The sequence below is a fragment of the Arthrobacter zhaoxinii genome (assembly GCF_024385505.1).
Classification (GTDB): Bacteria; Actinomycetota; Actinomycetes; order Actinomycetales; family Micrococcaceae; genus Arthrobacter_B; species Arthrobacter_B zhaoxinii.
Genome location: NZ_JANFLT010000002.1, coordinates 555,918 through 582,131, shown reverse-complemented (window position 1 = coordinate 582,131; position 26,214 = coordinate 555,918). Strand labels below are relative to the sequence as shown.

The following is a 26,214-nucleotide window of genomic DNA, read 5'->3' as shown; positions in this document are numbered from 1 at the left end:
CCGGCTGTCCTTGGCAGTAGCGTACCCCGCCGGGTGCCCGGCTACGCTACCGTCCCAGCCCAAGTGCCTATATGGTTCCGCCCCAGAACCGAAGCCTGTGGGGAGGTGTCCAAAACCGTCGGAAGGAACACCTGCGTGGATTCTCGTAGGGACGCCCGCACCGGTGCCTCCGGGCATGCGGAAACCACACACGGGGAAACGGCGACGGAGTTGACCTGCGCCATCGTCATTGGCTGCGGGCTCAGCGGTTTGGCGGTGGCCACCGAGCTCTGCCGGCAGGGGGTGGACTCGATAGTGGTCCAAGGTCCGGCCCCGGCAGCAGCCACCATAAGGGAGGCAGCGGCGGAGCCGGAGGTACTCCCGGAGCGGGCGGAGCTGCTGCGCGTGCTGCACGCCTACGTTGCCAGCCACCGGCTGGACATCCGGGAGGATTCCGCCGCGCAGGAGATGACCCTCGCGGTTTCCGCGGGCCTGCTGCCCTCGCCGGTGGCGGGCTCCGGCAAATGGGCCGTACGCACAGGCAGGGAACTGCTGCTGGCCGACTATGTGGTGCTCACCAGCTGTTCCAGATCGGATCTGCGCAGGCTGGCCCGCGCCGTGGGGGTGGGCTCAGGGCCCGAAGCGGCGGCCACCCTGCGGAGCGCGGGCGTCTACCTTGTGGGCGTTGGTGAAAACCTGCTGCCGTCCCTCCGGGGACTGGTCAGGCAGGCCAAGGCTGCCGGTGAAGCTATTGCAGACGCCGGACTTCCCGCCCCGCAGTGCCTCCTACGGACGTAAGCGTCAGTCCTCGCGCAGCCGCCGGCGGACGCTCAGGGCAATCAGTACTGCCACGGCGGCCAGCACCACGGCGGCCGGAACGATCACCGGCCACGGGGACCCGGGGTCGTCGGACCGGTTCAGCACCGGACTTTGGGTTGCGTCGGGCAGCGGTGCAGCAGTGGACGGGGCTGAGGCTCCCGCGGACGGGACGGCAGTGGCCGGAGCGGAGGTTCCGGCGGAGGTCCCGCCCCTGACGGTGAACGTGAACGACTCCCCATCCCCGATCGGGTGGGCGTCGGAGGACACCACCCTCCAGTTCACCGTGTACGTTCCGGCCGGCATGGAAGAGCGCAGCGGCTGGGTGGCGGTGTTATCCAGGATCCGCACATCCCCGTCGGCCCAGTCGGTTCCGGCAGCATCCAGGACCTGCACCCGGGAGCCGATGGCGGCCGGATTATTTGAGAAGACCAACTCAACGGACTCCGGGGGTGCCTCCAACACGGCACCGTCGGCCGGGCTGCTGCCGGTTAGTTCATCATGCGCGGCAGCAGGCGGGGCCCAGACCAGCAGTCCGGCGCACAGCGCCAGCAGGAACGCGGCGGCCGCGGCAGCGAAACCCGATGCCGTGCGGTTATTGCGGACGAAATTTATCACCGTTTCAGCCTAACCGCCCACGGTCCGGGGCGCTGACCCGGCTCCGCGATAAGATCTAAGAGCAGGATTCCCTCACCATCCCCCGCAGGTCAGTTCAGAGGACGCATCATGCTCAAACAAGGTTCAAAGCTGGACCGCTACTTCGAGATCACCAAGCGTGGCTCCTCCGTATCAGCTGAAATACGCGGCGGTCTGGCCACTTTCTTCGCGATGAGTTACATCGTGGTCCTCAACCCGCTGATTCTCGGCGGCGAGGATTCGATGGGCAACACCATGCCCGGCCCGGCAATCGCCGCGGGCACCGCCCTGGTGGCGGGCATTCTGACCCTCATCATGGGCATCTGGGCCAAGCACCCGTTCGCGATCGCCACCGGTTTGGGAGTCAACGCCTTCGTGGCCGTCACTGTTGCCTCAAATGACGGATTGACCTGGCCGGATGTGATGGGCCTGGTGGTGATCGCAGGCCTGGCGATGGTGATCCTGGTCCTCACCGGATTCCGCACAGCGGTCTTCCGCGCCGTGCCGCCCAGCCTGAAGACCGCAATCGTGGTCGGCATCGGCTTGTTCGTGGCGCTGGTGGGACTGGTCAATGCCGGGTTTGTACGGCGTAACCCGGATGCGGCCGGCACCACTGTGCCGCTGGGCCTGGGCAACGGCGGCCAGTTGCTGGGGTGGCCCACGCTGGTGTTTGTCTTCGGCCTGCTGCTGACCATTGTGCTGATGTCCCGTAAGGTCCGGGGTGCGATCCTCATCGGCATTGTCGCCTCTACCGTTTTCGCCGTCATTGTCGAATGGCTGGCCGATCCGGGCAGCCAGGGGGCCGGAGTGGCTACCGGCTGGTCGCTGGTGACCCCGAGTATGCCCCAATGGGCGGCTCCGGACCTCTCCCTGATCGGCGATGTCAGCCTCCTAGGCTCGTTCCAGACCCTGGGCGGAGTTGCCGCCTCGCTGCTGGTCTTCGTGATCCTGCTCAGCATCTTCTTCGATGCGATGGGAACCATGGTGGGCCTGGCCACCGAGGCCGGCAGCATCGACAAGGACGGCAACATCCCCCGTGTGGAGCGCGTCCTCCTGGTGGATGCCGCGGGTGCGGTGGCCGGCGGCGGCGCCGGCGTTTCCGCCAACCAGATTTTCGTGGAGTCCGGCGCCGGCATCGGCGAGGGAGCGCGCACCGGGCTCGCCTCCGTGGTGACCGGCCTGCTGTTCATTGTGGCCATGTTCCTGACGCCGCTGATCTACCTGGTGCCGTTCGAGGCCGTGGCCCCTGCCCTGGTGGTCGTGGGCTACCTGATGGTCTCCCAGGTCGGCAAGATCGACTGGAGCGACATCGGGCTGGCGCTGCCGTCCTTCCTCACCTTCACACTGATGCCGTTCACCTACTCGATTGCTGACGGTCTGGGTGCCGGGTTCATCTCCTTCACCATCATCCGCGTCTTCCAGGGCCGGGGCCGGGAGGTCCATCCCCTGATGTACGCGGTGGCAGCGGCATTCGCCCTGTTCTTCGGCATCGGTCCCATCAGGGAGATTGCGGGAATCTAGGCGGGGAGCTCCGCCCTGCACTGCTCAACAAGACTGCTAAACAAGAAGGGATCCGCGGCCGCGGATCCCTTCTTGTTTTATCCGGTTTCGGCACCGGCAACCGCGTCAGCTAGGCAGTTGGGAAACGCTCCCACACCCGGTGGTTCGCCAGGAGCGCGGTAACGCCGGACGCAACCTCGGCGGCTCCGCCCACAATAACGCCGGGCGTTTCCGCGGGGATGCCGGCCGCCGCAAGGACGGAACCGCCGTCGCCCCAGGCCCCAAGGGCCTTGGCGTGGCGGAAGGCTTCGGCCAGGAGCAGGGTGACCCTCGGGTCAAGCGAGGGGTGCCCGCCCGGGTTGCCCGCCTTGGCATCCAGGCTGTCCGCCGCATCCGGTGCCGCGGCCCCCGAGGCGGCCACGATCACGGCGTCGAATTCGGTGGACCGGGCCGTCAGATAGGTCCGCTGGACAGTGATCGCACCGCCCAGCTTGCCGCCGTGCGGGGCAATGACCAGCGGGACCATGCCCTCTGCATGGAGTGCTGCCAGGACCTCGGAAACCGAGGCCAGGTCGGATGCTTCATCGGCGACAACGCCGACCACCCGACCTGCCACCGGCCAGGAGCCGCCGAGCTGGCTGAGGGCAGGGCTGGGGGCGGTGTCGGCAACGGCGAGGTCGGGAGACGGGGCCGTAAGGCCCAGGCCGGCGGCCACATCGTCGGCAAGGCGCTTGTCGATATTCGCAAGCGACTGGAGCTGGCGCAGCCGGATGTTCTCCTCGTAGCACTTGCCCAGTTCAAACGTGTAGGCCTGAACCACATGGTCCTGCTCCACCGGAGTCAGGGAACGGAAGAACATCCGCGCCTGGCTGTAGTGGTCATCAAAGGTCGCCGGGTTCTCGCGCACTTTACGGGCCGCGGGCACCTCGACGGGAACGTCGATGAAGGCACCCATGTCCGCTCCGGCCATAAAGGGGCAGCCGCCGTCGAGGGAGTTGGGCTGGTACGGAGCCACACCGGAATGGTCCGCACTCTGGTGGAACCCGTCCCGGAGCATGTCATTCACGGGTGCATGCGGGCGGTTGATGGGAATCTGGCTGAAGTTCGGGCCGCCCAGCCGGGTCAGCTGCGTATCGATGTAGGAGAACAGCCGGCCCTGCAGCAGCGGGTCATTGGTGACGTCGATGCCCGGCACCAGGTGTCCGGGGTGGAAGGCCACCTGCTCGGTTTCGGCGAAGTAGTTCGTGACGTTGGCGTTCAGGGTCATGGTGCCGATGATCTGCACCGGCGCCAGTTCCTCGGGGACTAGCTTGGTCGGATCCAGCAGGTCGATGCCCTCGAACATTTCGTCCTCGGTGTCCGGGAAAACCTGAATGCCCAGGTCCCACTGCGGGAACGCGCCCGCCTCAATGGCGTCGGCAAGGTCGCGGCGGTGGAAGTCCGGATCCATGCCGTTAATGATCTGCGCTTCTTCCCAGACCAGGGAGTGCACGCCCTGGCGGGGCTTCCAGTGGAACTTCACCAGCGTGGTTTGACCGGCGGCGTTGATCAGCCGGAAGGTGTGGACTCCGAAGCCTTCCATGGTGCGGTAGGAGCGGGGGATGCCCCGGTCCGACATGTTCCACATGGTGTGATGCTGGGCTTCGGTGTGGAGCGAGACGAAGTCCCAGAACGTGTCATGGGCGCTCTGGGCCTGCGGGATTTCCCGGTCCGGGTGTGGCTTGCCCGCATGGATAACGTCGGGGAATTTGATGGCGTCCTGGATAAAGAACACCGGAATGTTGTTGCCGACCAGGTCATAGTTGCCCTCGGCCGTGTAGAACTTGGTGCTGAAACCGCGGGTGTCCCGGACGGTGTCCGCGGAGCCGCGGGAGCCAAGCACGGTGGAAAACCGAACAAAGACGGGGGTTTCCACACCCTTGGCGAGGAAGCCTGCCTGCGTGACACCTTCAGCGGTGCCGTTGGCGGTAAACACGCCGTGCGCGGCAGCGCCGCGGGCGTGGACCACACGCTCGGGAATGCGCTCATGGTCGAAGTGGGTGATCTTTTCCCGCAGGTGGTGGTCCTGCAGCAGCACCGGGCCGCGGGGACCGGCCTTGAGGGAGTGATCAGTGTCCCGCAACCGCGCACCCTGGGCAGTTGTGAGGAATTGTCCGCTCTGCGCGGTGGAGGCCTTCGGCGCCCCGGTGGCCACACCTGTGGCAGAAACGGTCTCCGGTCCATCCTGGTCCGGCTTGGGCGGCAGCGGTTCGCGCGGCTGCGTCGGTTCGGCCAGTTCCGGGGCCTGCGGCGCCGGGGCGCCGGGGACGGGCGGGTCGGTTTCGGGTGTGCTCTTGCTGAACATGTAGCCTCCATCGTGGTTGGTCCAGCCACCGCCCGGAGGCGGCAGCCGTCCCACTAGCCTACTGAAGTAAGCATGCTGACTGTCAACGAAGCTGCCGGACGGCCACTTGGGCAGGCATTCCCCGGCGCGCTAGTCGCGGGGGGCAGGGACCGCCTGTTCCGCGGGCACTTCCTGGACAGGGTCGTCATGCAGGGGACGGGAGCCGGCGGCGAAGCTCCGGACTTTTTCATCCGCCCACAGGTGTGCAGGCACCGCTCCCCCCAGCAAGGTGCGGGGCAGGGACGGATCCTCCGCGAACGGGGTGTCACTGCCGGCCAGGATGATGTTGCCGTAACGGCGGCCCTTGAGCATCGCGGGATCGGCGATCGCGGCGGTGTACTCGAACGCCGCACAGATGGTTGCCGCTTCGGCCCGCGCACCGCGCAGGTCCGGAGTGTCACCGCAGTTGACCACGTAAATGCCGCCCGGTGCCAGCACGCGGATCACGTGGGCGGTGAATTCCGCCGTCGTCAGGGGGACGGGTGTCTTGGCGCCGGCGAAGACGTCACGGATCACCAGATCGCGGCTGTCCTCGTGCAGGGTTTCGGTGACGGCACGCGCCTCCCCCACCCGCAGCCGCAGCAGGGGTGCCCGGGGCAGGTCAAACCAGCCGCGGACCAGTTCGGCGAGCCGGCCGTCCAGTTCGACGGCCACCTGGCGGGCACCGGGATAGACGGCCGCGAGGTAACGGGCCAGCGAACACGCTGCGGCCCCCAGGTGCAGGGCACGCAGCGACGCGTCCGGACGCCAGCGCGATTCCACCAGGGCAGCGATCCAGCGCATGTATTCAAAGTCCAGATGGCGGGGGTCGGCCAGATCGATATGCGAGCTGTGCACCCCGTTGATCATCAGGATCCAGCCGTCCGGGTTGAACGAGTCCGGAACCAGTTCGCAGGTTCCCGTGTCAATGGGATAGGTGCCGGCCACCGGGCCGGTGCCGGCAACCGCTTCCACCGGGTCCTTGCCGGGGCGCTTGCGTCCCATCAGTGCCTCACCATCCGGATTTCGACCATGCCGGTGCCGGCCCAGACCTGCGGCAGGTCCTTGGACGTCCCGTCGGCAACGAAACCGTTGCGGCGGTAGAAGGACTGGGCGCGGGCGTTGTCCTCCAGCACCCAGACGTACGCGGGTTCCGTCTCCACGGCATGCTCCAGGAGCGCCTGGCCAACTCCCTTCCCATACGCTTCGGCCAGGATGTAGATGGACCAAAGTTCCAGCGCCACGTCCACGTCGCTGTCCCGTGCCGGGCCGGCGGAGGCGAACCCAAGAAGCCGGCCGTCCTCTGAGTGGGCCAGCCAGTTCCGGATGGCCGGGTCCGCTGCCTGTTCGGCCAGGGCGGCCCGCCGGTGTTCGACGGCGGCGCTGCGGTCCGCTTCCCGGCGCTGGAACACGTCCTCGCCCAGCACGTGGGCGTAACTCTCCCGCCAGGACTGCAGGTGGACGGACACAAAATCCTCGGCGTCGCCGGGGGAAGCGCGCCGGATGCTAAAGCTCATACCTCCAGCTTAAGTCGGCGCCGGCTGCGGCCCGGACAGCGGACAGTCACAGCACTAGTGCGAGCGCGAACCCGTCCCATCCCTTGGCCCCCACGGTCTGGAGCGCCGTGGCGTCCAGGCGCGGATGTGAGCCCAGGATATCCACGGCGGCACGGGTGCCCTGCACCGCCTCGTCGCCGTCCGGGTCCAGGATGCTGCCGCCGCGGACCACGTTGTCCACCACAATCACACTCCCCGGCCGGGAGAGCTTCACCGCCCAGTCCAGGTAGGCCGGGTTGTTGACCTTATCCGCGTCGATGAAAAACAGGTCGAACGGTTCCGCGTCCATGAGGTCCGGCAAGGTGTCCAGCGCCGCGCCCACCCGGATGCTGACGCGGTCCAGGAGCCCGGCCGCAGCCAGGTTGGCCCTGGCCACCTCCGCATGGCGCGGCTCGTATTCGCAGGTCACCAGCTCGCCGTCGTCGGGCAGGGCCCGGGCCAGCCAGGCCGTACTGAATCCGCCCAGGGTGCCGATCTCCAGGATGCGCCGCGCACCGGCGATGCGGGCAAGGAGCATCAGGAACTTCCCCTGCGCCGCGGATACTTCGATGGCCGGCAGGCCTGCGGCGACGGTCGCGGCCACGATGGCTTTCAGGTCGTCATCCGGCTGCACCAGCCGGTTCCCCAGGTACTCTTCGACCCGTTCCCACTGCGCCGTCATCTTCGGCTCCCGTTCCGCCGGTGCGTCCGGCTGCTAAGCGTGCCCGCTGTACTCGTCGAGGTCGCCCAGTGCCTTTTCCAGCCGTTCCACCTTGCCGGTCAGCTCGCCGGTGTGCCCGGGCCGGATGTCCGCCTTGAGTACCAGCGAAACGCGGCTGCCGTACTGGCCGACGGCCTCCGTGGCCCGGCGGATCACGTCCATCACCTCGTCCCACTCGCCCTCGAGGGTGGTGAACATGGCATCGGTGGAATTCGGCAGGCCGGATTCACGGACGATTCGAACGGCGGCCGCCACGGCGTCATGCACGGAGGCTTCGGCGGACGGTCCACCGGCGGGCCCGGTGCCGGAGGGGGCGACAGAGAAGGCTGCAAGCATCTGCCCAGTGTGCCACTGCGGGCACGAAAAGGCCCGCGCACGCTGCGGGGCAATGTGCACGGGCCTTGTCGGTGAATTGCGGCGCTTAGACTGCCGTGTCCCGGCCTGCGCCGGCGGCGGCGACGTCATGGAACTTCTCGTTCAAGCGCGAATGCCGCTGGCCGTAGGCGAAGTACAGCAGGAAACCAATGAGGAGCCAGCCTGCGAAGTAGATCCAGGTTTCAACGGCCAGGTTGGTCATCAGGTACAGGCACAGCACCGCGGAAAGGACCGGGATCACCGGGCCGAAGGGCACCCGGAAGGCCGGGCGCAGGTCCGGACGCTTCTTCCGCAGCACCAGAATGCCCAGGCTGACCACCACGAAGGCGGAAAGAGTGCCGATGTTGATCATTTCCTCGAGCACGTCCACCCTCGTGAACCCAGCCACCACGGCAACCAGGACACCGAGGAGGATTTGCAGCCGGGCCGGTGTGGCGTGCTTGTCGCTGGTCCGTGAGAGCGATCGGGGCAGCAGGCCGTCCCGGGACATCGCCAGCACCACGCGGGCCAAGCCCATCAGCAGCACCATGATCACCGTGGTCAGGCCAATCAGGGATCCGACGGCGATGACCGATGCCGCTCCGGTATTTCCCACGAGGGCAAAGGCCGTGGCGAGGTTGGGATCTTCGGCTGCGGCCAGGGCGGTGTACGGAACCATGCCGGTCAGGGCCAGGGAGACGCCGATGTAAAGCAGCGTGACCACGGCCAGGCCGGCGAAGATGCCGCGCGGCAGCGTCTTGCCCGGATCCTTGACCTCTTCGGCAGAGGTAGCCACCACGTCGAATCCGATGAAGGCGAAGAACACGATGGCGGCGCCGGCAAAGACACCGAACAGGCCGTACTGCGCAGGGGCGGCACCGGTCAGGAAGGAGAACAGGGACTGCTGCAGGACCCCCGAGCTTCCATCAGTGGCAGTGGGGACCGGATCCGGAATAAACGGCGTGTAGTTCTCCGCCTTGACGTAGAAGAATCCGGCGACGATCACGAAGAGCACCACGCCCACCTTGATGATGGTGAAAACGTTGCTCACCTGGGCGGAAAGCTTTGTACCCATGACCAGCAGGAAGGTAAAGACTGCAACGATCAGGAACGGCCCCCAGGTCAGCGAAATCACACCAAGTTCCAGCGTTGCCGGCACGTCCCAGCCGATAAGTGCAAAGACTTCGCTGAGGTAGATGCCCCAGTACTTCGCAATAACCGCTGCTGCGGTGAACAGCTCCAGGATGAGGTTCCAGCCGATAATCCAAGCCGCCAACTCACCCATCGTGGCGTAGGTGAACACGTAGGCGGAGCCTGCCACCGGGATGGCCGTGGCGAACTCGGCGTAACACATGATGGCGAGCGCGCAGGTGATCGCCGCCAGCACGAACGAAAGGGTTACGGCCGGGCCGGAGAACTGCCCCGCCGCCCGGGCGCCTACCGAGAAGATACCGGCGCCTACGGCCACCGCGACGCCCATGATCATGAGGTCCCAGGTGGTGAGTGAGCGCTTTAGCCGGCGGCCGGGCTCGTCGGCGTCCGCAAGGGAACTCTCGATGGGTTTTGTACGGAAGAGACTCACGTGGATCCTCGCCTTATCTGAGGGAAATCTAACCGATCAATCTTAGGCTTGGCGCTTGGCCCCACTTATTTTAGTCTCACATGCTGAGACAGGAGAATCGACGAAGCGCCGCCTGCCGGACCGGCCGCGGCGTCCCTGCTGGCAAGTGCCGCAGCCTTTTGGGAAGATGAATATGACCTGGGCCACTTCGCGGCTCTTTTAGTGGCGGAGCCCGGGTTTTCCATCCCGGCTACGAACGGACAAGCAGCTATGGCCGCCCGCGGAATCTATGTAAGCGCCATGACGCCCGGATCCGGCAAATCCCTGATCAGCCTTGGACTGGCCGACATGCTGGGCCGGCACGCAGACCGTGTGGGCTTCTTCCGGCCCATCGTGGAGGGGGAGGATCCGGCACAGGATCCCATGGTGGAGCTGATGCAGCGCCGCTTCAATCTGGGTCCTGCGACATGCCGGGGAGGCCTGACCCGTGCACAGCTGCGGGCACTGCTGGTCGCCGGGGAGCGCGGGGAGGTTGATGCCCGGTGTCTGGCCGTCTACAGCGAGATCGCCGCGAACTGCGACGTCGTCATTGTCGAAGGCACCGATCTGTCCGGGCACGACGTCGCCCTGGAGTTCGATCTCAACGCCCGGCTGGCCAATGACCTCGGCACCATGGTGCTGGCAGTCGTGAACGCCCAGGAAAGCAGCGCGGCGGAAACCGCTGACGCGGTGGACGTGGCCCGCCGCCAGCTCGCCGACGCCAAGTGTGACCTGCTGGCAGTGATGGTCAACCGTGCGGCACCGGCCGACGTCGAGCCCGTCACCGCAGCCATCCGCCCCGGCCACAGCGGGCGGCCCGTCTACGTCATTCCCGAGCAGAGCGAAATTTCCCAGCCGTCCATCGCCGAGGTGCAGAATGCCCTGCAGGCCCGGCAGATTGCGGGCAGTTCCTCCCTGGAACGCGATGTCGCCGAGGTCAAGGTGGCCGCCATGACGGTGGGAAACTTCATCCCGCAGCTCTCGGACGGAACCCTGGTGATCGTCCCTGCCGACCGCGCCGACGTTATGGTTGCCACCCTGGCGTCCTCCTTCTCCTCCGACTTTCCCGTCGCCAGCGGCATGATCCTCACCGGCGGTATTGACGTGGAACCGGCCATCCTGGGACTGCTGGCGTCGGCGCCCTTTCCCGTCTTCGAAGTCGGGACGGACACCTATACCACCGCGCGCCGGGTCAGCCGGGTCCGCGGCGAGATTTCCAGCGGCAACCGGCGGAAGGTGGCAGCTGCCCTGGGCACCTGGTCCCGGCACGTCGACGAGGCCGAACTGCTGGAACGTCTGGTCCTCCCCCGCCCGGCCACCACCACTCCGCTGCGGTTCCTCAACGAGCTCATTGTGCGGGCCCGCGCCAGCCGGCAGCGGATTGTGCTTCCGGAAGGACTGGACCTGCGGGTGCTGCAGGCGGCGGAGATCCTGAGCCGCCGCGATGTCTGCGCCCTCACGGTACTGGGACCCGAGGGCCAGATCCGTGAGCTGGCAGCCAGCGAAGGCATCGACCTGTCCAACATCAACCTCATCAACCCGGCCACCAGCGGGCTGCGGGAGGAGTTCGCCCGCGAGTACGCCACCCTGCGTAAGCACAAGGGCGTGTCCCTGGAGGACGCCCACGAACGTATGCTTCACGGCGCATACTTCGGCACCATGATGGTTAAGCTGGGCCGGATGGACGGCATGGTGTCCGGGGCTGCCCACACCACGGCGAACACCATCCGGCCCGCACTGGAGTTCATCCGGACGAAGGAGGGCGTCAAGATCGTCTCCTCGGTGTTCCTGATGCTGCTGGAGGACCGCGTCCTGGTCTACGGCGACTGCGCGGTGAACCCGGACCCGGACGCCGAGCAGCTCGCCGACATTGCCCTGGCCTCCGCCGCCACTGCGCAGCAGTTCGGCGTCACGCCGCGGGTCGCCATGCTGTCCTACTCCACGGGCTCCTCGGGGACGGGCGGTTCCGTGGAGCGCGTGCGGAAGGCCACCGATCTGGTCCGCCGTGCCCGCCCGGATCTTCCGGTGGAAGGACCCATCCAGTACGACGCCGCCGTCGACGCCTCCGTGGCCGCCTCCAAGGCGCCCGGCTCCTCCGTAGCGGGGCAGGCCACGGTGTTCATCTTCCCGGACCTGAATACCGGCAACAACACCTACAAGGCCGTGCAGCAGTCCGCCGGAGCAGTGGCCGTGGGCCCGATCCTGCAAGGCCTGCGCAAACCTGTCAACGATCTCAGCCGCGGCTGCACCGTTGAAGACATCGTGAACACCGTGGCCATCACCGCGGTGCAGGCTCAGGAGGATTAAATGCTGGTTCTGGTCATCAATTCCGGTTCGTCGTCGCTGAAGTACCAGGTCCGCGAGACGGACACCCAGGAGCTGCTGGCGAAGGGGATCATCGACCGGATCGGCGATGTGGTCCCCGACCACGCCGCGGCACTGGAAGAACTCAGCAGCCGGCTGCGGGACGAGCTGCAGGGACGCTCCATCGACGCCGTCGGGCACCGGGTGGTGCACGGCGGCGAGCGCTTCAGCGAGCCGGTGCTGGTCAACAACGAGATTGTCCGCTCGATTGAACGGCTCAGCCCGCTGGCTCCCCTGCACAACCCGGCCAGCGCCATGGGTATCCGTGCCGTGCACGACAAATGGCCGAAAATCCCACAGGTGGCCGTCTTCGACACCGCCTTCCACCGCACCCTGCCCGAACATGCCTGGCGCTATGCCCTGCCGGACAGCCTGTACCGGCGGCACGGCATCCGCCGCTACGGTTTCCACGGCACCAGCTACGCCTACGTCGCTCCCGCGGCGGCGCGTTTCCTGGGCATCGACCCCGGGGAGTTCAACGCCGTGATCGCGCATCTGGGCAACGGCGCCTCGGTGGCGGCCATCAGCGGCGGCAGGAGCATCGACACGTCCATGGGGTTCACGCCCCTTGAGGGGCTGGTGATGGGCACCCGCAGCGGAGACGTTGATCCGTCCATCCTCATTTTCCTGGCCCGGCAGGGGTACGACGCCGATGCCCTCGATGACCTGCTCAACCGGGAGTCGGGGCTGCGTGCCCTGGCCGGCGAGTCGGACATGCGCGGCATCGAGGAAGCAGCCGACCACGGCAATGAGCAGGCCCGGCTGGCTCTGACCGTTGCCGCCTACCGGCTGGCCAAGTACATCGGCGCCTACCACGTGGCCGTAGGCGGTGCGCAGGCAGTGGTCTTCACAGCAGGCATCGGCGAGAACGGGTGGAAGTTCCGCCAGCTGGTGGTGGACCAGCTCGGTCCGCTCGGCATCCGGCTGGACACGGATGCCAACCTGGCACCCGGCAAGCAGGCCCGCCGGATCAGTTCGGCGGATTCCAGCATTCCGGTGCTGGTGGTGCCCACTGACGAGGAGGAAGCCATCGCGGAGGCGACGGCCGCCGTCGTCGCTGGAAACAAGGAATCCGCGGCAAGCCTCTGACCGGCTGCACCCGCAGACGGCCGGAAAAGGAAAGAACGGCAGACAGCAGGACATCCGCGTTGATACGGTTGCATACCCGGTCAAGCAGCGGCCGGGGAATACCTGTCAGCGTGGAGAAGACATGGAAAATCCGCTGCGTGTTCTGGTCCAGGTAGATACGCGGAATGCAGCCGCCTCAATCGAAGTCCGCGGAGCCCTCACGGGCACCAGCTGCGATGCCCTGCTGAACATCCTCCATCACACCGCCACCCTCGGCGCAGACATCTGCGTGAACCTCTCGCGTGCCGCCCGGATCGAGGCCACCGCCCTGGAGGTTCTCGCCGGTGTTGCGGACGACGTCGAGCGCTCCGCACCCGCGGGCCTGCCGCTGCGGGTGCACATCCAGCTCCCCCCGATGCCGGGTTCCCTGTCCGGGAATCCGGCCGGCTCCGGCCGGACCGGCAGCAAGGAAACACAGGACGGCACAACGGCACTGGATAACCGGACCGCACTGGACATGATCCTGCGCCGGGACAGCCGCGTCCTTGCCCGGCTCCGGAAAACCGGCCCCCGGGACACCCCCGCGGCCGGCGGCAGCGCACCGCCGTGGCCCGTCCTTCCGGGCCGGACCTCCTGACCACCCGCACCTCTCCGCTATTCCTGACGCGCATTCACCAGAAAGCACCGTTTTGTCAGTACGCTTATGAATTGACACTATGGGTAGTAGTTCTTTCAACGCACTCAGAATGCAACCAGCAGGAGGATCGCACGTGAAAGCAGTTACATGGCAGGGAAAAAACTCCGTAAGCGTGGAGCAAGTACCTGATCCCACCATCCAGGAACCCACCGACGCCATCATCCGCGTCACCTCCACGGCCGTCTGCGGCTCGGACCTTCACCTTTACGGCGTCCTGATGCCGTACATGAAGGAAGGCGACATCCTCGGCCACGAGACCATGGGCATCGTCGAAGAGGTCGGCTCGGCCGTCACCAGCCTGAAGAAGGGTGACCGCGTGGTCATTCCCTTCCAGATTGCCTGCGGCAGCTGCTACATGTGCCGCCAGGGCCTGCAGACCCAGTGCGAGGTCACCCAGGTCCGCGAAAAGGGCTCCGGCGCCGCGCTCTTCGGCTTCTCCGAGCTGTACGGCTCGGTTCCCGGCGGCCAGGCCGAGTACCTGCGGGTTCCGCTGGCCGACTACAACCCCATCAAGGTTGGCTCCGAACTCCCGGATCACCGCTACCTGTTCCTCTCCGACATCCTGCCCACCGCCTGGCAGGGCGTGCAGTACGCCAACGTGCCCGACGGCGGCACACTCGCCGTCTACGGCCTGGGACCGGTGGGCCAGTTCGCTGCCCGCATCGGCACCCACCTCGGTTACCGCGTGATCGGCGTGGAGCCGGTTCCGGAGCGCCGGGCCCTCGCTGCGCAGTACGGCGTCGAGGTACTGGACCTGCACAAGGACGTCGCGGACGAGCTGCGTGAAATGACCGACGGCCGCGGCCCGGACTCGGTCGTGGACGCCGTCGGCATGGAAGCCCATGGCTCCCCCGCCGGCAAGGCCGCCCAGACCGTCGTCGGCCTGCTCCCGGACAAGCTGGCCCAGAAGGCCATGGAAACCGCCGGCACGGACCGCCTTTCCGCCCTGCACGGAGCACTCGACGCCGTCCGCCGCGGCGGCACCGTGTCCCTGAGCGGCGTGTACGGCGGCACGGCCGACCCGATGAACCTGATGGCCATGTTCGACAAGCAGCTGAACCTGCGCATGGGCCAGTGCAACGTCAAGCGTTGGACCGATGACCTGATGCCGCTGGTCGAGGATTCCGCCGATCCGCTGGGCGTGACCAACCTGGTGACCCACCAGGCCGGCCTTGAGGACGCACCGGAGCTGTACCGGAAGTTCCAGAAGAAGGAAGACGGCTGCATCAAGGTCGTGTTCCAGCCCGGCATCCAGAACTAACTGATACCGGAACTGCCCAAAAGCCAGGACCCGCCCCAAGGTGCGGGTCCTGGCTTTTTCGCTTTAACCGCATCGCTTCCCGACCAGACCCAGACCCGACTGGTGTAATTAGCGCCACACCGCCCTGTGGCCCTAGACTCATTGAGGTTCTTTCAACGAACACTCGTTCGCCATGCGCACAGCGGCGGGCACCCCCCCCATCCCGCAGCAAGTTAGGTAGTGCCATGGAAATCAAGGAACGCATCGAGGCGGCGCCCATGAAGCGCATGCAGGTCGGCATTGTCGCCATCTGCGTCGCCTTGAACATGATCGACGGTTTTGACGTCCTGGTCATGGCTTTCAGCGCCAATTCGATCAGCGAGTACTGGGACCTCAGCGGTGCCCAGCTCGGCATGCTGCTGTCGGCGGCCCTCTTCGGCATGGCAGTGGGATCCATCCTGGTGGCCCAGGTGGCAGACATCATCGGCCGGCAGAAGACCATCCTGATCTGTGCCCTCGTCATTTCCGCGGGGATGTTCGCCTCCGCTTTTGCTCCGACCTATACAGTCCTCTTTGTTCTGCGCTTCATCACCGGGCTCGCCATCGGCACCATGCAGGCAAGCCTCAACGTCTTCGTCTCCGAGTACTCCTCGGCCAAACGGCGTTCCACTGCAATCAGCTTCTACAGCGCCGGGCAGCCCATCGGCGGCATGCTGGGCGGCATCATTGCGGGCATCCTCATCGCGGCGTACAGCTGGCACGCGGCGTTCATTTTCGGCGGCATCATCACGCTGGCCATGATCCCGTTCATCCTGAAGCTGCTGCCCGAATCCCTGGACTACCTCATGACCCGGCGCCCGGCCGGCGCCCTGGACAAGACCAACCGCATCCTGGCCCGGCTGGACCAGCCGCAGATCACCGAACTGCCCCTCATTCCCACAGGCACGGCACTGACTGTCGGCTCCCGCTGGAAGGCACTGTTCTCCGGCAGGTACGCGTCGACCACCGTCTTCCTTTCCATCGCCTTCATGATGCTGATGGCCAGCTTCTATTTCGCGAATTCCTGGACGCCCAAGCTCGTCGCTGCCAGCGGCTTCACGGCGCAGGACGGCATCGACGCCGGTGTGCTCTTCAGCCTGGGCGCGATCATCGGTTCCATCGTCTTCGGCCTGATCGCCGCCCGCTTCGCCGTCAAGTGGGTCCTGGTGACGTTCTTCGTCCTCGCGGCCGGCGGATTCGGCGTGTACGCGGTCTCCACCGGCGCGCTGCCCACGGCCCTGTTCGCGGCGGCCCTGCTGGGCTTCCTGGTGAACGCAGGCATCGCCGGCATGTTCTCCATCGGCCCCGTGTATTACTCCTCCGACGTCCGCGCCACGGCGGTCGGGTTCATCACCGGCATGGGACGGGTGGGTGCCATCATCTCCCCGATCGTGGCCGGCTCGCTGATCGACGGCGGCTGGGAACCGGGCAACCTCTACTTCCTGTTCATCGTCCCGATGCTCGTGGGCGGCGCAGCTATTGCCTGCCTGCGCGGCAATGAACGCCGGAAGGCGGCCGGAACGGTTCTGCACAGGGACACTGTCCCGGCCTGACCCGGCCAGCGCCGGTGGACCGGTGCTGCCCAGGAACGTTCAGGAACGCCCGTTCTCCCGCGGTGGAAGCCGCCGGAGATCGGGCGTTACTGTTTTCCCGTCAATCTCCAGGCGCAGGTAGGTGCAGAACGGCTGGCGCCGGCGGTCCGTGGGGGACCCGGGGTTCAGCAGCCGCATTCCGGCCGGTGTGACGGAATCCCAGGGGATGTGGCTGTGCCCGAAGACCAGCAGGTCCGTGTCCGGGAACTGGACATCCATGCGTGCTTCACGTTTCAGCGCCGAACCGGTCTCATGCACGACGGCGAGCCGCACCTCCTCGACCACGGCCCGGGCCACCAGTGGCAGCCGGGACCGCAGCGCCGCGCCGTCGTTGTTGCCGTAACAGGCAATCAGCTGCCGCGAGCGGGACCGGAGCTCGTCCAGCAGTTCCTCATTCACCCAGTCGCCGGCATGCACCACAATGTCGGCGGCTTCGATGTCCGCCCACAGGACCTCGGGCAGCACCTTGGCCCGCTTGGGCAGGTGGGTGTCCGAGAGCAGCAGGAGCTGAGTGGCCATCCGCTATTTCCGCAGGTTCCACGCCCAGAGGATCAGCGGCAGCTGAAGCGGCAGCCGCAGGCTGTGGATCAGCTTCTCCTTGTTCCCGCCGCGGGGACCGAAGGCGCGCTGCAGTGCAGTAATGTGCCCCGAGATGAAAGCCACGTACATGGCCGCGGTACCCATTGCCGCCAGCCGGCGGGTGGCCGGCAGTAGCAGTCCGGCCGCGGCCGCAACCTCAATGACTCCGCTGACGTGCGTCCACTGCCGCCGGGTCAGCACACCGTATTTCCCTTCGGTATCAGTGCTGATGCTGCGCGGAACCACCGCGTTGTAAAAGCGCGGGTTGCGGAAGTGGTTGACGGCGCTGGTGGCCAGCAGGGCCGCCATGGCCACCGCTGAGAGCGTCTGTCGGTTCATCGGGTTCCTTCGGTAGTGGGGACCGGCGCCTGCCGGGATGGCTGAGGCGGCCGTTGCGCAGCGACGGCGACGGCGATCGCATCGGCTGCACGGACCAGAGTCAGGTGGGAAAACGCCTGCGGGAAGTTTCCGGCCATGGTTCCGTTTTCTGCATCATATTCCTCGCTGAGCAGGCCAAGCTCGTTGGCGTACCCCACCAGCTGGTCCATCAGCTGCCGGGCCTCGGGCAGCCGGCCGGTGTGGGCGTACTGTTCCACCAGCCAGAAGCTGCACGCCAGGAAGGGGTTCTCCCCCGCCGCCAGTCCATCCACCCCGGTATCGGTGTCATAGCGCAGCAGGAGTTCGGAACCGTCGAGCAGCTCCGACTCCATCCGGGAAACCGTAGCCAGCATTTTTTCGTCGTCGTAGGCAACAAAACCCACGTGCGGCAGCTGGAGCAGGGAAGCATCAACGGTGCCGCTGCCGTAGAACTGGGTGAAGGAGTTCAGGGCGGGATCCCAGCCGCGTTCCATGACCTCGTCGCGCAGCCCGTCCCGCAGGCCTTCCCAGACCTCCACCGGCCCATCGAGCCCGTAGGTCCTGGCGGCGTTGGCTGCACGGTCGAAGGCGGCCCACATCATCACCCGCGAGTGGGTGAAGTGCCGGGGCGTCCCGCGCATCTCCCAGATGCCCCGGTCAGGCTCCTCCAGGTGCTTTTCCAGGAAGGTCAGCAGAGCCCGCTGCAGGGGCCAGGAAAAGTGGTCCTCCGGCACGCCCCGGTCCCGCAGCCGGTCCAGGGCCACCATCACTTCGCCCACGACGTCCGCCTGATACTGCCCTACCGCACCGTTGCCGATCCGCACGGGCGCCGCTGAACCGTAGCCGGGAAACTGCGGAAGGATCTGCTCGGGAAGTTCCCGCCCGCCGTCCACGGCGTACATGATCTGCAGGTCCTCCGGATCTCCGGCGACGGCGCGCAGGAGCCAGCTGCGCCATTGCAGGGCCTCCTCCTCGTAGCCGTGGGTCATCATCGCTTCGAGCGTCAGGGCAGCGTCCCGCAGCCAGCAGTACCGATAGTCCCAGTTCCGGTCCCCTCCGGCCGCTTCGGGCAGTGAGGTGGTGGGGGCCGCGACAATCCCGCCGGTGTCCTCATGGGTCAGGGCACGCAGGACCAGCAGGGAGCGCCGCACAGCGTGTTCATAGGGGACGTTTTGAGGGCACTGCCGGCCCCAGTCCTGCCAGTAGGCAATGGTCCTCTCCAAGGCGGCGTCAACGCTCTGCCGGGGCGGTACCGGCCGGTGCGAGGGATACCACGTGAGCTCCAGGTCAACGCACTCCCCGGCCCGGACGTCGAAGCGCCCCACGTGCCGGTGATTCTCCGCTACCGGCAGGCTCGGCCCGCGCAGGACCAGGGCACCCGGGCCCGCAATGGCGGAAAGGTGTTCCCCGTCGTCGTCCCGCCCCCGGAAAACCCAGGGGATGACCATGCCGTAATCAAAGCGGATTTCCAGTTCCTGCCGCATGACCACACTGCCGCTCATGCCTTCGATCCGCCGGATAAGGGACGCCCGCCGGTCCTTTACCGGCATGAAATCCGTGACCCGGACCGCGCCGGTGGGAGTCTGCCAGTGTGTGCGCAGCACAAAGGTGGATTCCACGTAACCGCGGTGCGTCACCTTCGCAGCACTGTCTTCCGGGGCCAGCAGCCACCGCCCGTGGTCGCTGCTCCCGAGCAGCGCGCCGAACACCGACGGCGAATCGAACCTCGGCAGGCAAAGCCAGTCCATGCTGCCGTTCCGCGAAATCAGGGCTCCTGTGTGCAGATCGGAAACCAGCGCATAATCCTCAATGGGGGATGCCATGGCACTACTCAACCACACGGGACCACACCGGATGCCGGGCTCATAGCGCAGCCGCGGCAATCACTGATTAGATTGGGGTGGTCCCGCGCAGAAGTTTCCGCAGCGGGATGCGAACTGGATTAGGGAGCGGTATTGAAACACGCGTCAACCTCGAAGATGTCCATGTCCGCGAAGGAGGTGCACGCGTGAGCGTGGTTGCCCCGCCTACCGACGAGCAGCGCGCCTATGCCCTGCGGCGCATGAAGATGCTGGCCACGGGCCTCCTGATCCTCCTGGCGGTCATCTTCCTCTTCTCCTTCGCCCTGCAGGACAGGTACCCGTGGCTGGAGTACGTCCGCGCCGCTGCGGAGGGCGGTATGGTCGGCGCCCTTGCCGACTGGTTCGCGGTGACCGCCCTGTTCAAGCATCCGATGGGCGTGAAAATCCCGCACACGGCCATCATCCCGGAAAAGAAGGACCAGATCGGGGCGTCCCTGGGCCAGTTCGTGGAAGAGAACTTCCTGGCCGAGGACATCATCCGGACCAAGCTCGACTCCATGCAGGTCGCTGCGAAGGCAGGCACCTGGCTGGCCCGCCCCGAGGGGGCCGAACGCGTGGCCACCGAGGGCGCCGCAGCCATCCGCGGGGCCCTGAGGGTGCTTGACGACGACGCCGTCCGGGATGTCCTGGAATCAATGTTCCGCCGCCATGTGGTGGACCCGCAGTGGGGACCGCCGGCCGGCAAAATGGCCCAGCGGATCTTCGAGGAGGGCCACCACCACCAGCTGGTGAACCTGGTGGTGGACAGCCTGGCCGACTGGGTGCTGGCCAACCCGGAAGTCATCGGCCGGCTGGTTACCGAGCGATCGCCGTCGTGGGTTCCCGCCTTCCTGGACGACATTGTGGGCGAGCGCGTGCAGATCCAGGCCGAACGTTTCCTGATCGATGTGCAGGAAAACCCCAACCACCAGCTGCGCGTGGCGTTGGACAACTACCTCACCGGAGTGGCCCGGGACCTGCAGGAGGATCCCAAGACCATGGCCAAGGCCGACGCAGTGAAAGAGCAGGTGCTGGATGACCCGCGTGTGCGCGAGCTGATGACCTCCACCTGGACCACCATCAAGAACGCCCTGATGACGGCCGCGGATGATCCGGACAGCGAACTCACCCGCAACTTCAAGTCCGCGCTGCAGGACTTCGGCACGCGCCTGATCAACGAGCCGGAACTCGCGGCCAAGGTGAACGGCTACGTGGCGGACGCGGCGGGGTATCTGGTCCGCACCTACAGCAACGACATTGCCGCCGTCATCACGGAGACGGTGGAGCGCTGGGACGCGAAGGAAACCTCGGAGAAGATCGAGCTGCAGGTCGGCAAGGACCTGCAGTTCATCCGGATCAACGGCACGGTGGTCGGTTCGCTGGCCGGGCTGGCGATCTTCACCGTCGCAACGGCGATCTTCGGGTAGGAAGGCTAGACAAAAGGCCCGCCGGCTTCACTGCCGGCGGGCCTTTTCGGATCAGGTGCGGATTCCTAGGCGGATTTCTCCATCTGGTCCAGTTCTCCGGCCAGCTGTCCGGGGATCGACGTCGGCGGCTCGCCGAACGCGGCCCGCGTTGCCTTGATGACACCCTTGCCCATGGCATGGTTCCCGGCCCCGCCGACGACGGCGCCGACGCCCAGCGGCAGGGCACGTCCCAGCATGGCGGTACCCTGGCGGGCCATGAACCGCTTGAGGAACTGCTTGCGGATACTGCTGCCCACGGTGCCCATCAGGCCCGAGGGCATGCTGCCCACGGTGCTGCCCCATGCCTGTGCGGTCCCGCGTCCGGAGAGGGACTGCATCATCAAGGTGCCCTCCTCGCCGAGCATGACGGCCATGACCATGGTGCGGGACTTCTCCGGATCAGCCAGGCGCACCCCGTGCAGTTCAGCCACCGACTGTGCGTACAGGGCAGTGGCCTCAAGGAACCCGACCGTTGCTGCCGCTGACAGGCCAAGTGCCGCGACCGTACCCACGCCCGGAACCACGGCGGTGGCGCCGATGGCTGCACCGCCTCCCGTCACCGCGTTGAGGTAGTGCCGGTCCAGGATCCTGATCAGTTCGGCAGCGTTGGCGGACGGGTTCTTGCGCTGCATCCTGCGGATGTTCGCCAGCACCAGCGGCCGCTGGACTTCCACGGCACGCTCGATGGCTTGCACTACATGCGGCTTGGGCTTGCCGTCCGCGCCGAAGGTGGCGCGTTCAGCCAGTCGAGCTGCGGGATTGAACTTACGTCGCTTCACAAGAACTCTCCTTGGGGAAATCCGATGCCGGCTTCAACTCTACGGGGGCTTGCTTAAAGCAAAGGGCGGGGTCCGGCGGAATATTCCGTCCGGGCCCCGCCCCTCGAATCAACGCTGCGTCAGCAGCGTCTGAACATACTAGGCGCGGTTGCCGCTCTTGCGGGTTACGAAGCCGTAGATCACCAGAACGATGAGGGCGCCGACGATAGCCAGGACCCAGGTCCACAGGTTCGTCAGGCTGAAGAGCTCGCCGCCGTTGTTGAAGAGGAGGCCACCGAGCCAGCTACCCAGGAGGGCGCCGATGACACCCAGAACCAGAGTGGCGATCCAGCCGCCGCCCTGACGACCCGGGAGGATCATCTTTGCAATTGCACCTGCGATAAGACCAAGAATAAGGAACGCAATGAAACCCATGAGATTCTCCTTGCTATGTGAGTGACAGTGATTTAGTGCACGGCCTTGTGGGCCGGGCTTTGTTCCAGCTTACTTGATCAGCATGCTTAGCTAGTAGTTTGCGGGGAGTTTCCATCTGGCCGTACCTATGTTAGATATCGCGGGCGCGCGTGGCCATTCCGTCCCTACGGCGTGTCGAAAGCAAGGTACCGGCGAAGGAACACCGCGACATCGGAGACTTCCCCTGCACCGATGGTGTGCCCCATTCCGGAATAGGTCCGGGCGGTGAGGGCTGCGTTTTCCTCCAGCCATTCCCGGGTGTAAGCCACCGCGTCGGCATTGATGACCCAGTCCTGCCGGTCACGTCCCCAAAAGAACGGAACCCGGGCCGGCAGAGGTTCCGCGGCGGCCAGGAGCTCATTGCGGGCAATCCAGCCGGACAGCCCTACAACGGCCCGGAAATCCCGCGGCCGCAGCCGCAGGAGCGTGCCGGCCATGGCCATCCCCTGGGAGAACCCGACGAGGGAGATTCCGGTGAATTCTTCCTCCGCCCGGATCCGGTCCAGCCAGGCCAGCAGCCGGAGAGCCGATTCCAGGACCTCGCTGGTGTCGGAGTTCAGCAGCGGGTCCAGCAGGAACCATCCGCTGGTTCCGCCCACGTCCAGCGGTCCCCGCACCGCAGCCCCCACGGCAGAAGCCGGCAGCGCGGTGAAGAGCCGTTCCATTGCCTGCTCCCCTGATCCGTAGCCGTGCAGCAGGACCACCAGTTCACGTCCCCGCCGCCGGTCTGCGGGCTCTGACCACGTCACGTTTTCCATCGGTTCAGCGTAGCGGTGCACCGCCGTTTGCAGGCGGCCGATGGTGCCCCGCCCGGCGGCCATTGCCACGGGCACGGCACCAAAAGTAGAGTCGCTTCAACGCATAAACAGTGGCTGCCGCCACAGATCGCGGGTGTGCATGTATGCGAACAGAAGCCACCAAGAGAACCGGAAACCGCGCCGGCAAGCCGTTCTCCCCCCAACACCGGCCGGACCCGGCAGGCCCGGCCTGGACGGATCCCCTTCATGATCCTTACCCTCACTGCCAACCCCAGTCTGGACCGAACCGTTCAGCTCCCCGGCGAGCTGGAGCGGGGCGCGGTGCAGCGTGCCGTGTCAGCCGGGGAAGAACCCGGCGGCAAGGGCGTGAATGTGTCCCGGGCACTCACAGTCTCCGGCGTCCGGTCCATTGCCGTGCTTCCCGGCGCCGACTCCGATCCGGTCATGGCCGGACTGCGGCTCGCCTCGGTTGAGTACCTGAACCTGCCCATCGAGGCACCGCTGCGCAGCAACATCACGCTCACGGAGCCGGACGGTACCACCACCAAGATCAATGCGCCCGGCCCGCCGCTGAAGCCGGCGGAGCAGGAAGCCCTCATCACCCTGCTGGTGGGGGCCTGCACCGCAGGCGGCGCCGGACCAGGGGCCTGGCTGGTGCTGGCAGGCTCGCTGCCGCCTGAGGTGCCGCCGGACTTTTACGCCTCCGTTGCGCATGCGGTGCGGGAGCGGCTCGGGGCTGCATCGCCGCGCATCGCCATCGATTCCTCCGGCCCGCCCCTGATGGGGGCACTGCTGCACGGAGCGGCACCGGACCTGCTCAAACCCAACGCCGAGGAACTCGCCGAGGCCACGGGGTTCTCCTCCGAAGCGGCCCTCGAAGCAGATCCCCTGCTGGCGGCGCGGGCAGCGGGAATGCTGATTGAACGCGGCGTCGGCGCCGTGCTTGCCACCCTCGGAGCCAAGGGCGCACTCCTGGTAACCCAAAACGGAAGCTGGCTGGCCTCCCGCCCACCGGTGCGGGCCCGGTCGACGGTCGGCGCCGGAGATTCGGCCCTGGCCGGATACCTGCTGGCCGAGGTTGCCGGTGCAGCGCCGCCGGACTGCCTCCGGCAGGCCGTGGCCCATGGGGCCGCTGCAGCGTCACTGCCCGGAACCACCGTTCCCGCCCTGTCAGCAACAGATCCGGGAGCGGTCACGATCACCACCCTTAACGGCGCAGGCCGAACGCCGTCGTCGTCATCGAAGGAGGAAAGCTGATGTCGGACCTCATTACGCCCGATCTGGTTACGTTGGATGAGAATTTGGGCAAGGACAAAGGGGATATCATCGGCCACCTGGCCCGGGGGGTGGTGGCTGCCGGCCGGGCGAGCAGCTACGAGGACCTCTACGCGGATGCCATGGCCCGCGAGTCGAAAACCGCCACCGGGGTGCCGGGAGGCATTGCGATTCCACACTGCCGGTCCGCGGCCGTCACTCAACCGACGCTCGCCATGGCCCGGATCCGCCCGAGCGTGGACTGGGGCGCCAAGGACGGTCCCGCCGACATTGTCTTCTTCATCGCCGCCCCGGAGGGCGCAGACCAGGAGCACCTCCAGCTGCTCGCCAAGCTGGCACGGTCCCTCATCCGAAAGGACTTCACCGCCTCCCTGCGAACCGCCACTTCCCCGGCGCAGATTGTGGAACTTGTTGACGGAGCCCTCGGGCTTGGTCCCGCACAGCCCAGTGCCGGGACCGCAGGGGGCGGCACCGGGGCCACCGCGGCCGGAGCGGCCGGGGCCGCCACCGCGGCCGGGGCCGCCAGCGGAGCCAGCGGAGCCACAGCCGCGGGCAGCGACGTCGGCTCCCGCGGCGGCCTGCAGCCGGACGGAACGGACGACGGCGGACACGGAGCAAATGCCCCCGCCTCCGCCGGAGGCACCGGGGCCACCGAAACGGACACCTCAAGGTCCCGCCACCTCGTTGCCGTCACGGCCTGCCCCACCGGCATTGCGCACACCTACATGGCGGCGGATTCCCTCGCCGCTGCAGCAGCCGAGCGCGGTGTCGACCTGCAGGTGGAAACGCAGGGATCAGCCAAGTCCACTCCCCTGGACCCGTCGGTGATCCGCAACGCGGAAGCGGTGATTTTCGCCGTCGACGTTGACGTCCGGGACAAGGCACGATTCGCTGGAAAACCTGTGATCAGCGGGCCCGTGAAACGCGGGATCGACGAGCCGGGAGTCATGATCGACGAAGCCCTCAATGCGGTCAATGACCCCAACGCCCGGCGCGTGTCCGGAGGCGGGGGCGGCGGCAATGAGGACGAAGGCGGCTCCGGGTCCGGCGGGGAAGGGTTCGGCGGACAGCTCAAGCGGGCACTGCTGACCGGTGTCAGCTACATGATTCCGTTCGTCGCCGGCGGCGGCCTGCTGATTGCCCTCGGCTTCCTGCTGGGCGGCTACGAGCTCGCCCTGTCGGTCGACGACGTCGCCAACGGCGACCGGATGCTGGACGGCACATCGCTCCTGAGTCCGCCGCCTGAAGGGATCATCGCCTATCTCGGTGCCGTGTTCTGGAAGATCGGCTCCCTGTCCATGGGCTTCCTCGTACCGGCGCTGGCCGGCTACATTGCCTATGCCCTGGCCGACCGGCCCGGCATAGCACCGGGCTTCACCGCAGGGGCCGTGGCAGTGTTCATGGACGCCGGCTTTATCGGCGGCATCATCGGCGGCCTGCTGGCCGGCTACGCGGCCCGGTGGATCGGCGGCTGGAACGTTCCCTCGTGGATGCGCGGGCTGATGCCCGTGGTCATCATCCCCCTCCTAGCCTCCATCATCGCCTCCGGACTGATGATGCTGGTTCTGGGCGGTCCTATTGCCGCCCTGACACAGGGGCTGAACAACTGGCTGACCGGCCTCACAGGAGTCGCGGCCATCGGGCTGGGCATCATCCTGGGCCTGATGATGGGCTCGGACCTGGGCGGCCCGATCAACAAGGTGGCCTACGCGTTTGCGGTGGCCGGCCTCGGGGAAGGCAGCTTCGACAACCAGGTGCCCTGGGAGATCATGGCAGCGGTCATGGCCGCCGGGATGGTCCCGCCGCTGGGCATGGCATTCGCCTCCACGGTGCTGGCTAAGAACCAGTTCAGCATGGCCCTGCGCGAGAACGGCAAGGCGGCGTGGCTGCTGGGTGCCGCCTTCATTTCCGAAGGAGCCATCCCGTTTGCCGCCGCCGACTTCTTCCGGGTGATTCCCTCCACCATGCTGGGCGGCGCCGTTGCCGGTGCCATCTGCCTGGGAACCGGGGTAACCTCACAGGCACCGCACGGAGGAATCTTCGTGTTCTTCGCCATCGGAAACCTCCTGATGTTCATTGTGGCCATCCTGGCGGGGGCAGCAGTTACCGGCTTCGTCTACGTGGCCCTGAAACGGTATGTGAAGCCCCGGAAGAAGGCGGAGGAACCTGCCATTGCGTAAGGCACTGCCGACAAAGAGGAAGG

Annotated in this window: 23 protein-coding genes; 10 read left to right on the top strand and 13 right to left on the bottom strand. The window is 66.6% G+C overall.

The window, feature by feature from the left end; all coding sequences use genetic code 11:
* Positions 1-135 precede the first annotated feature (135 nt).
* Positions 136-777 carry an FAD-binding protein gene (locus NNX37_RS06315; protein ID WP_255791447.1) on the top strand — a complete coding sequence of 214 codons (642 nt, stop codon included), beginning with the start codon at positions 136-138 and terminating at the stop codon, positions 775-777.
* Positions 778-780: 3 nt separating this feature from the next.
* On the opposite strand, the gene NNX37_RS06310 is transcribed toward NNX37_RS06315, so the two are convergent.
* A complete protein-coding gene (locus NNX37_RS06310) occupies positions 781-1,413 on the bottom strand; it encodes a copper resistance CopC family protein (protein ID WP_255791446.1) in 633 nt (210 codons plus the stop codon).
* 108 nt (positions 1,414-1,521) lie between these two features.
* Between NNX37_RS06310 and NNX37_RS06305 the strand changes: the two genes are divergently transcribed.
* On the top strand, positions 1,522-2,952 hold the full coding sequence (locus tag NNX37_RS06305; RefSeq protein ID WP_255791445.1) for an NCS2 family permease: 1,431 nt from the start codon (positions 1,522-1,524) through the stop codon (positions 2,950-2,952).
* 109 nt (positions 2,953-3,061) lie between these two features.
* Here the strand turns inward: NNX37_RS06305 and NNX37_RS06300 are convergent, their stop codons facing one another.
* The 6 genes from NNX37_RS06300 to NNX37_RS06275 all read right to left on the bottom strand — a co-directional run bounded on the left by NNX37_RS06300 (position 3,062) and on the right by NNX37_RS06275 (position 9,485).
* Positions 3,062-5,275 (bottom strand): catalase, encoded by a 2,214-nt coding sequence (locus tag NNX37_RS06300; protein WP_255791444.1) that lies wholly within the window; start codon positions 5,273-5,275, stop codon positions 3,062-3,064.
* Positions 5,276-5,404: 129 nt separating this feature from the next.
* Positions 5,405-6,298 carry a spermidine synthase gene (locus NNX37_RS06295; protein WP_255791443.1) on the bottom strand — a complete coding sequence of 298 codons (894 nt, stop codon included), beginning with the start codon at positions 6,296-6,298 and terminating at the stop codon, positions 5,405-5,407.
* Entirely contained in the window at positions 6,298-6,810 is a 513-nt protein-coding gene (locus tag NNX37_RS06290) for a GNAT family N-acetyltransferase (RefSeq protein WP_255791442.1), read from the bottom strand. Before NNX37_RS06290 ends, NNX37_RS06295 begins: the two co-directional genes overlap by 1 nt.
* A 46-nt stretch (positions 6,811-6,856) precedes the next feature.
* Positions 6,857-7,510, bottom strand: coding sequence for an O-methyltransferase (locus tag NNX37_RS06285; protein ID WP_255791441.1), 654 nt, complete (start codon positions 7,508-7,510; stop codon positions 6,857-6,859).
* 33 nt (positions 7,511-7,543) lie between these two features.
* On the bottom strand, positions 7,544-7,885 hold the full coding sequence (locus NNX37_RS06280; protein WP_255791440.1) for a thiamine-binding protein: 342 nt from the start codon (positions 7,883-7,885) through the stop codon (positions 7,544-7,546).
* An 85-nt stretch (positions 7,886-7,970) separates the two neighbouring features.
* The gene (locus tag NNX37_RS06275; RefSeq protein ID WP_255791439.1) at positions 7,971-9,485 is read right to left on the bottom strand and encodes an amino acid permease; all 1,515 of its coding nucleotides are present in this window, start codon (positions 9,483-9,485) and stop codon (positions 7,971-7,973) included.
* Positions 9,486-9,734: 249 nt separating this feature from the next.
* Between NNX37_RS06275 and pta the strand changes: the two genes are divergently transcribed.
* The 5 genes from pta to NNX37_RS06250 all read left to right on the top strand — a co-directional run bounded on the left by pta (position 9,735) and on the right by NNX37_RS06250 (position 16,464).
* On the top strand, positions 9,735-11,810 hold the full coding sequence (gene pta, locus NNX37_RS06270; RefSeq protein WP_255791438.1) for a phosphate acetyltransferase: 2,076 nt from the start codon (positions 9,735-9,737) through the stop codon (positions 11,808-11,810).
* Positions 11,811-12,956: an acetate/propionate family kinase gene (locus NNX37_RS06265; RefSeq protein ID WP_255791436.1), complete on the top strand. Its 1,146-nt coding sequence runs from the start codon at positions 11,811-11,813 to the stop codon at positions 12,954-12,956.
* 121 nt (positions 12,957-13,077) lie between these two features.
* Positions 13,078-13,572, top strand: coding sequence for a hypothetical protein (locus NNX37_RS06260; RefSeq protein WP_255791435.1), 495 nt, complete (start codon positions 13,078-13,080; stop codon positions 13,570-13,572).
* Positions 13,573-13,705: 133 nt separating this feature from the next.
* Entirely contained in the window at positions 13,706-14,893 is a 1,188-nt protein-coding gene (locus NNX37_RS06255; protein WP_255791434.1) for a zinc-dependent alcohol dehydrogenase, read from the top strand.
* Between the two features lie 224 nt (positions 14,894-15,117).
* Positions 15,118-16,464: an MFS transporter gene (locus tag NNX37_RS06250; RefSeq protein WP_255791433.1), complete on the top strand. Its 1,347-nt coding sequence runs from the start codon at positions 15,118-15,120 to the stop codon at positions 16,462-16,464.
* A gap of 39 nt (positions 16,465-16,503) precedes the next feature.
* Here the strand turns inward: NNX37_RS06250 and NNX37_RS06245 are convergent, their stop codons facing one another.
* From NNX37_RS06245 to NNX37_RS06235, 3 genes are read right to left on the bottom strand one after another with little or no spacing between them, the layout of a single operon-like run.
* Positions 16,504-17,022, bottom strand: coding sequence for a metallophosphoesterase family protein (locus NNX37_RS06245; RefSeq protein ID WP_255791432.1), 519 nt, complete (start codon positions 17,020-17,022; stop codon positions 16,504-16,506).
* 3 nt (positions 17,023-17,025) lie between these two features.
* Complete coding sequence (locus tag NNX37_RS06240) at positions 17,026-17,421, bottom strand: DoxX family protein (RefSeq protein ID WP_255791431.1); 396 nt, start codon at positions 17,419-17,421, stop codon at positions 17,026-17,028.
* Positions 17,418-19,280 carry a glycoside hydrolase family 15 protein gene (locus NNX37_RS06235; protein WP_255791430.1) on the bottom strand — a complete coding sequence of 621 codons (1,863 nt, stop codon included), beginning with the start codon at positions 19,278-19,280 and terminating at the stop codon, positions 17,418-17,420. The genes NNX37_RS06240 and NNX37_RS06235 overlap by 4 nt, the downstream gene beginning before the upstream one ends.
* A gap of 221 nt (positions 19,281-19,501) precedes the next feature.
* Here NNX37_RS06235 and NNX37_RS06230 point away from each other — a divergent pair, with 221 nt between their 5' ends.
* Positions 19,502-20,707, top strand: coding sequence for a DUF445 domain-containing protein (locus NNX37_RS06230; protein ID WP_255791538.1), 1,206 nt, complete (start codon positions 19,502-19,504; stop codon positions 20,705-20,707).
* Between the two features lie 65 nt (positions 20,708-20,772).
* Here the strand turns inward: NNX37_RS06230 and NNX37_RS06225 are convergent, their stop codons facing one another.
* The 3 genes from NNX37_RS06225 to NNX37_RS06215 all read right to left on the bottom strand — a co-directional run bounded on the left by NNX37_RS06225 (position 20,773) and on the right by NNX37_RS06215 (position 22,811).
* Positions 20,773-21,525: a hypothetical protein gene (locus tag NNX37_RS06225; protein WP_255791429.1), complete on the bottom strand. Its 753-nt coding sequence runs from the start codon at positions 21,523-21,525 to the stop codon at positions 20,773-20,775.
* A gap of 138 nt (positions 21,526-21,663) precedes the next feature.
* Positions 21,664-21,939 (bottom strand): GlsB/YeaQ/YmgE family stress response membrane protein, encoded by a 276-nt coding sequence (locus NNX37_RS06220; RefSeq protein ID WP_255791428.1) that lies wholly within the window; start codon positions 21,937-21,939, stop codon positions 21,664-21,666.
* A 164-nt stretch (positions 21,940-22,103) separates the two neighbouring features.
* Positions 22,104-22,811 (bottom strand): alpha/beta hydrolase, encoded by a 708-nt coding sequence (locus NNX37_RS06215; protein ID WP_308206306.1) that lies wholly within the window; start codon positions 22,809-22,811, stop codon positions 22,104-22,106.
* Positions 22,812-22,982: 171 nt separating this feature from the next.
* Here NNX37_RS06215 and NNX37_RS06210 point away from each other — a divergent pair, with 171 nt between their 5' ends.
* Both NNX37_RS06210 and NNX37_RS06205 read left to right on the top strand, forming a co-directional pair.
* Positions 22,983-23,993 carry a 1-phosphofructokinase family hexose kinase gene (locus NNX37_RS06210; RefSeq protein WP_255791427.1) on the top strand — a complete coding sequence of 337 codons (1,011 nt, stop codon included), beginning with the start codon at positions 22,983-22,985 and terminating at the stop codon, positions 23,991-23,993.
* Positions 23,993-26,191 (top strand): PTS fructose transporter subunit IIABC, encoded by a 2,199-nt coding sequence (locus tag NNX37_RS06205; RefSeq protein WP_255791426.1) that lies wholly within the window; start codon positions 23,993-23,995, stop codon positions 26,189-26,191. The genes NNX37_RS06210 and NNX37_RS06205 overlap by 1 nt, the downstream gene beginning before the upstream one ends.
* The last annotated feature ends 23 nt before the right edge of the window (positions 26,192-26,214 follow it).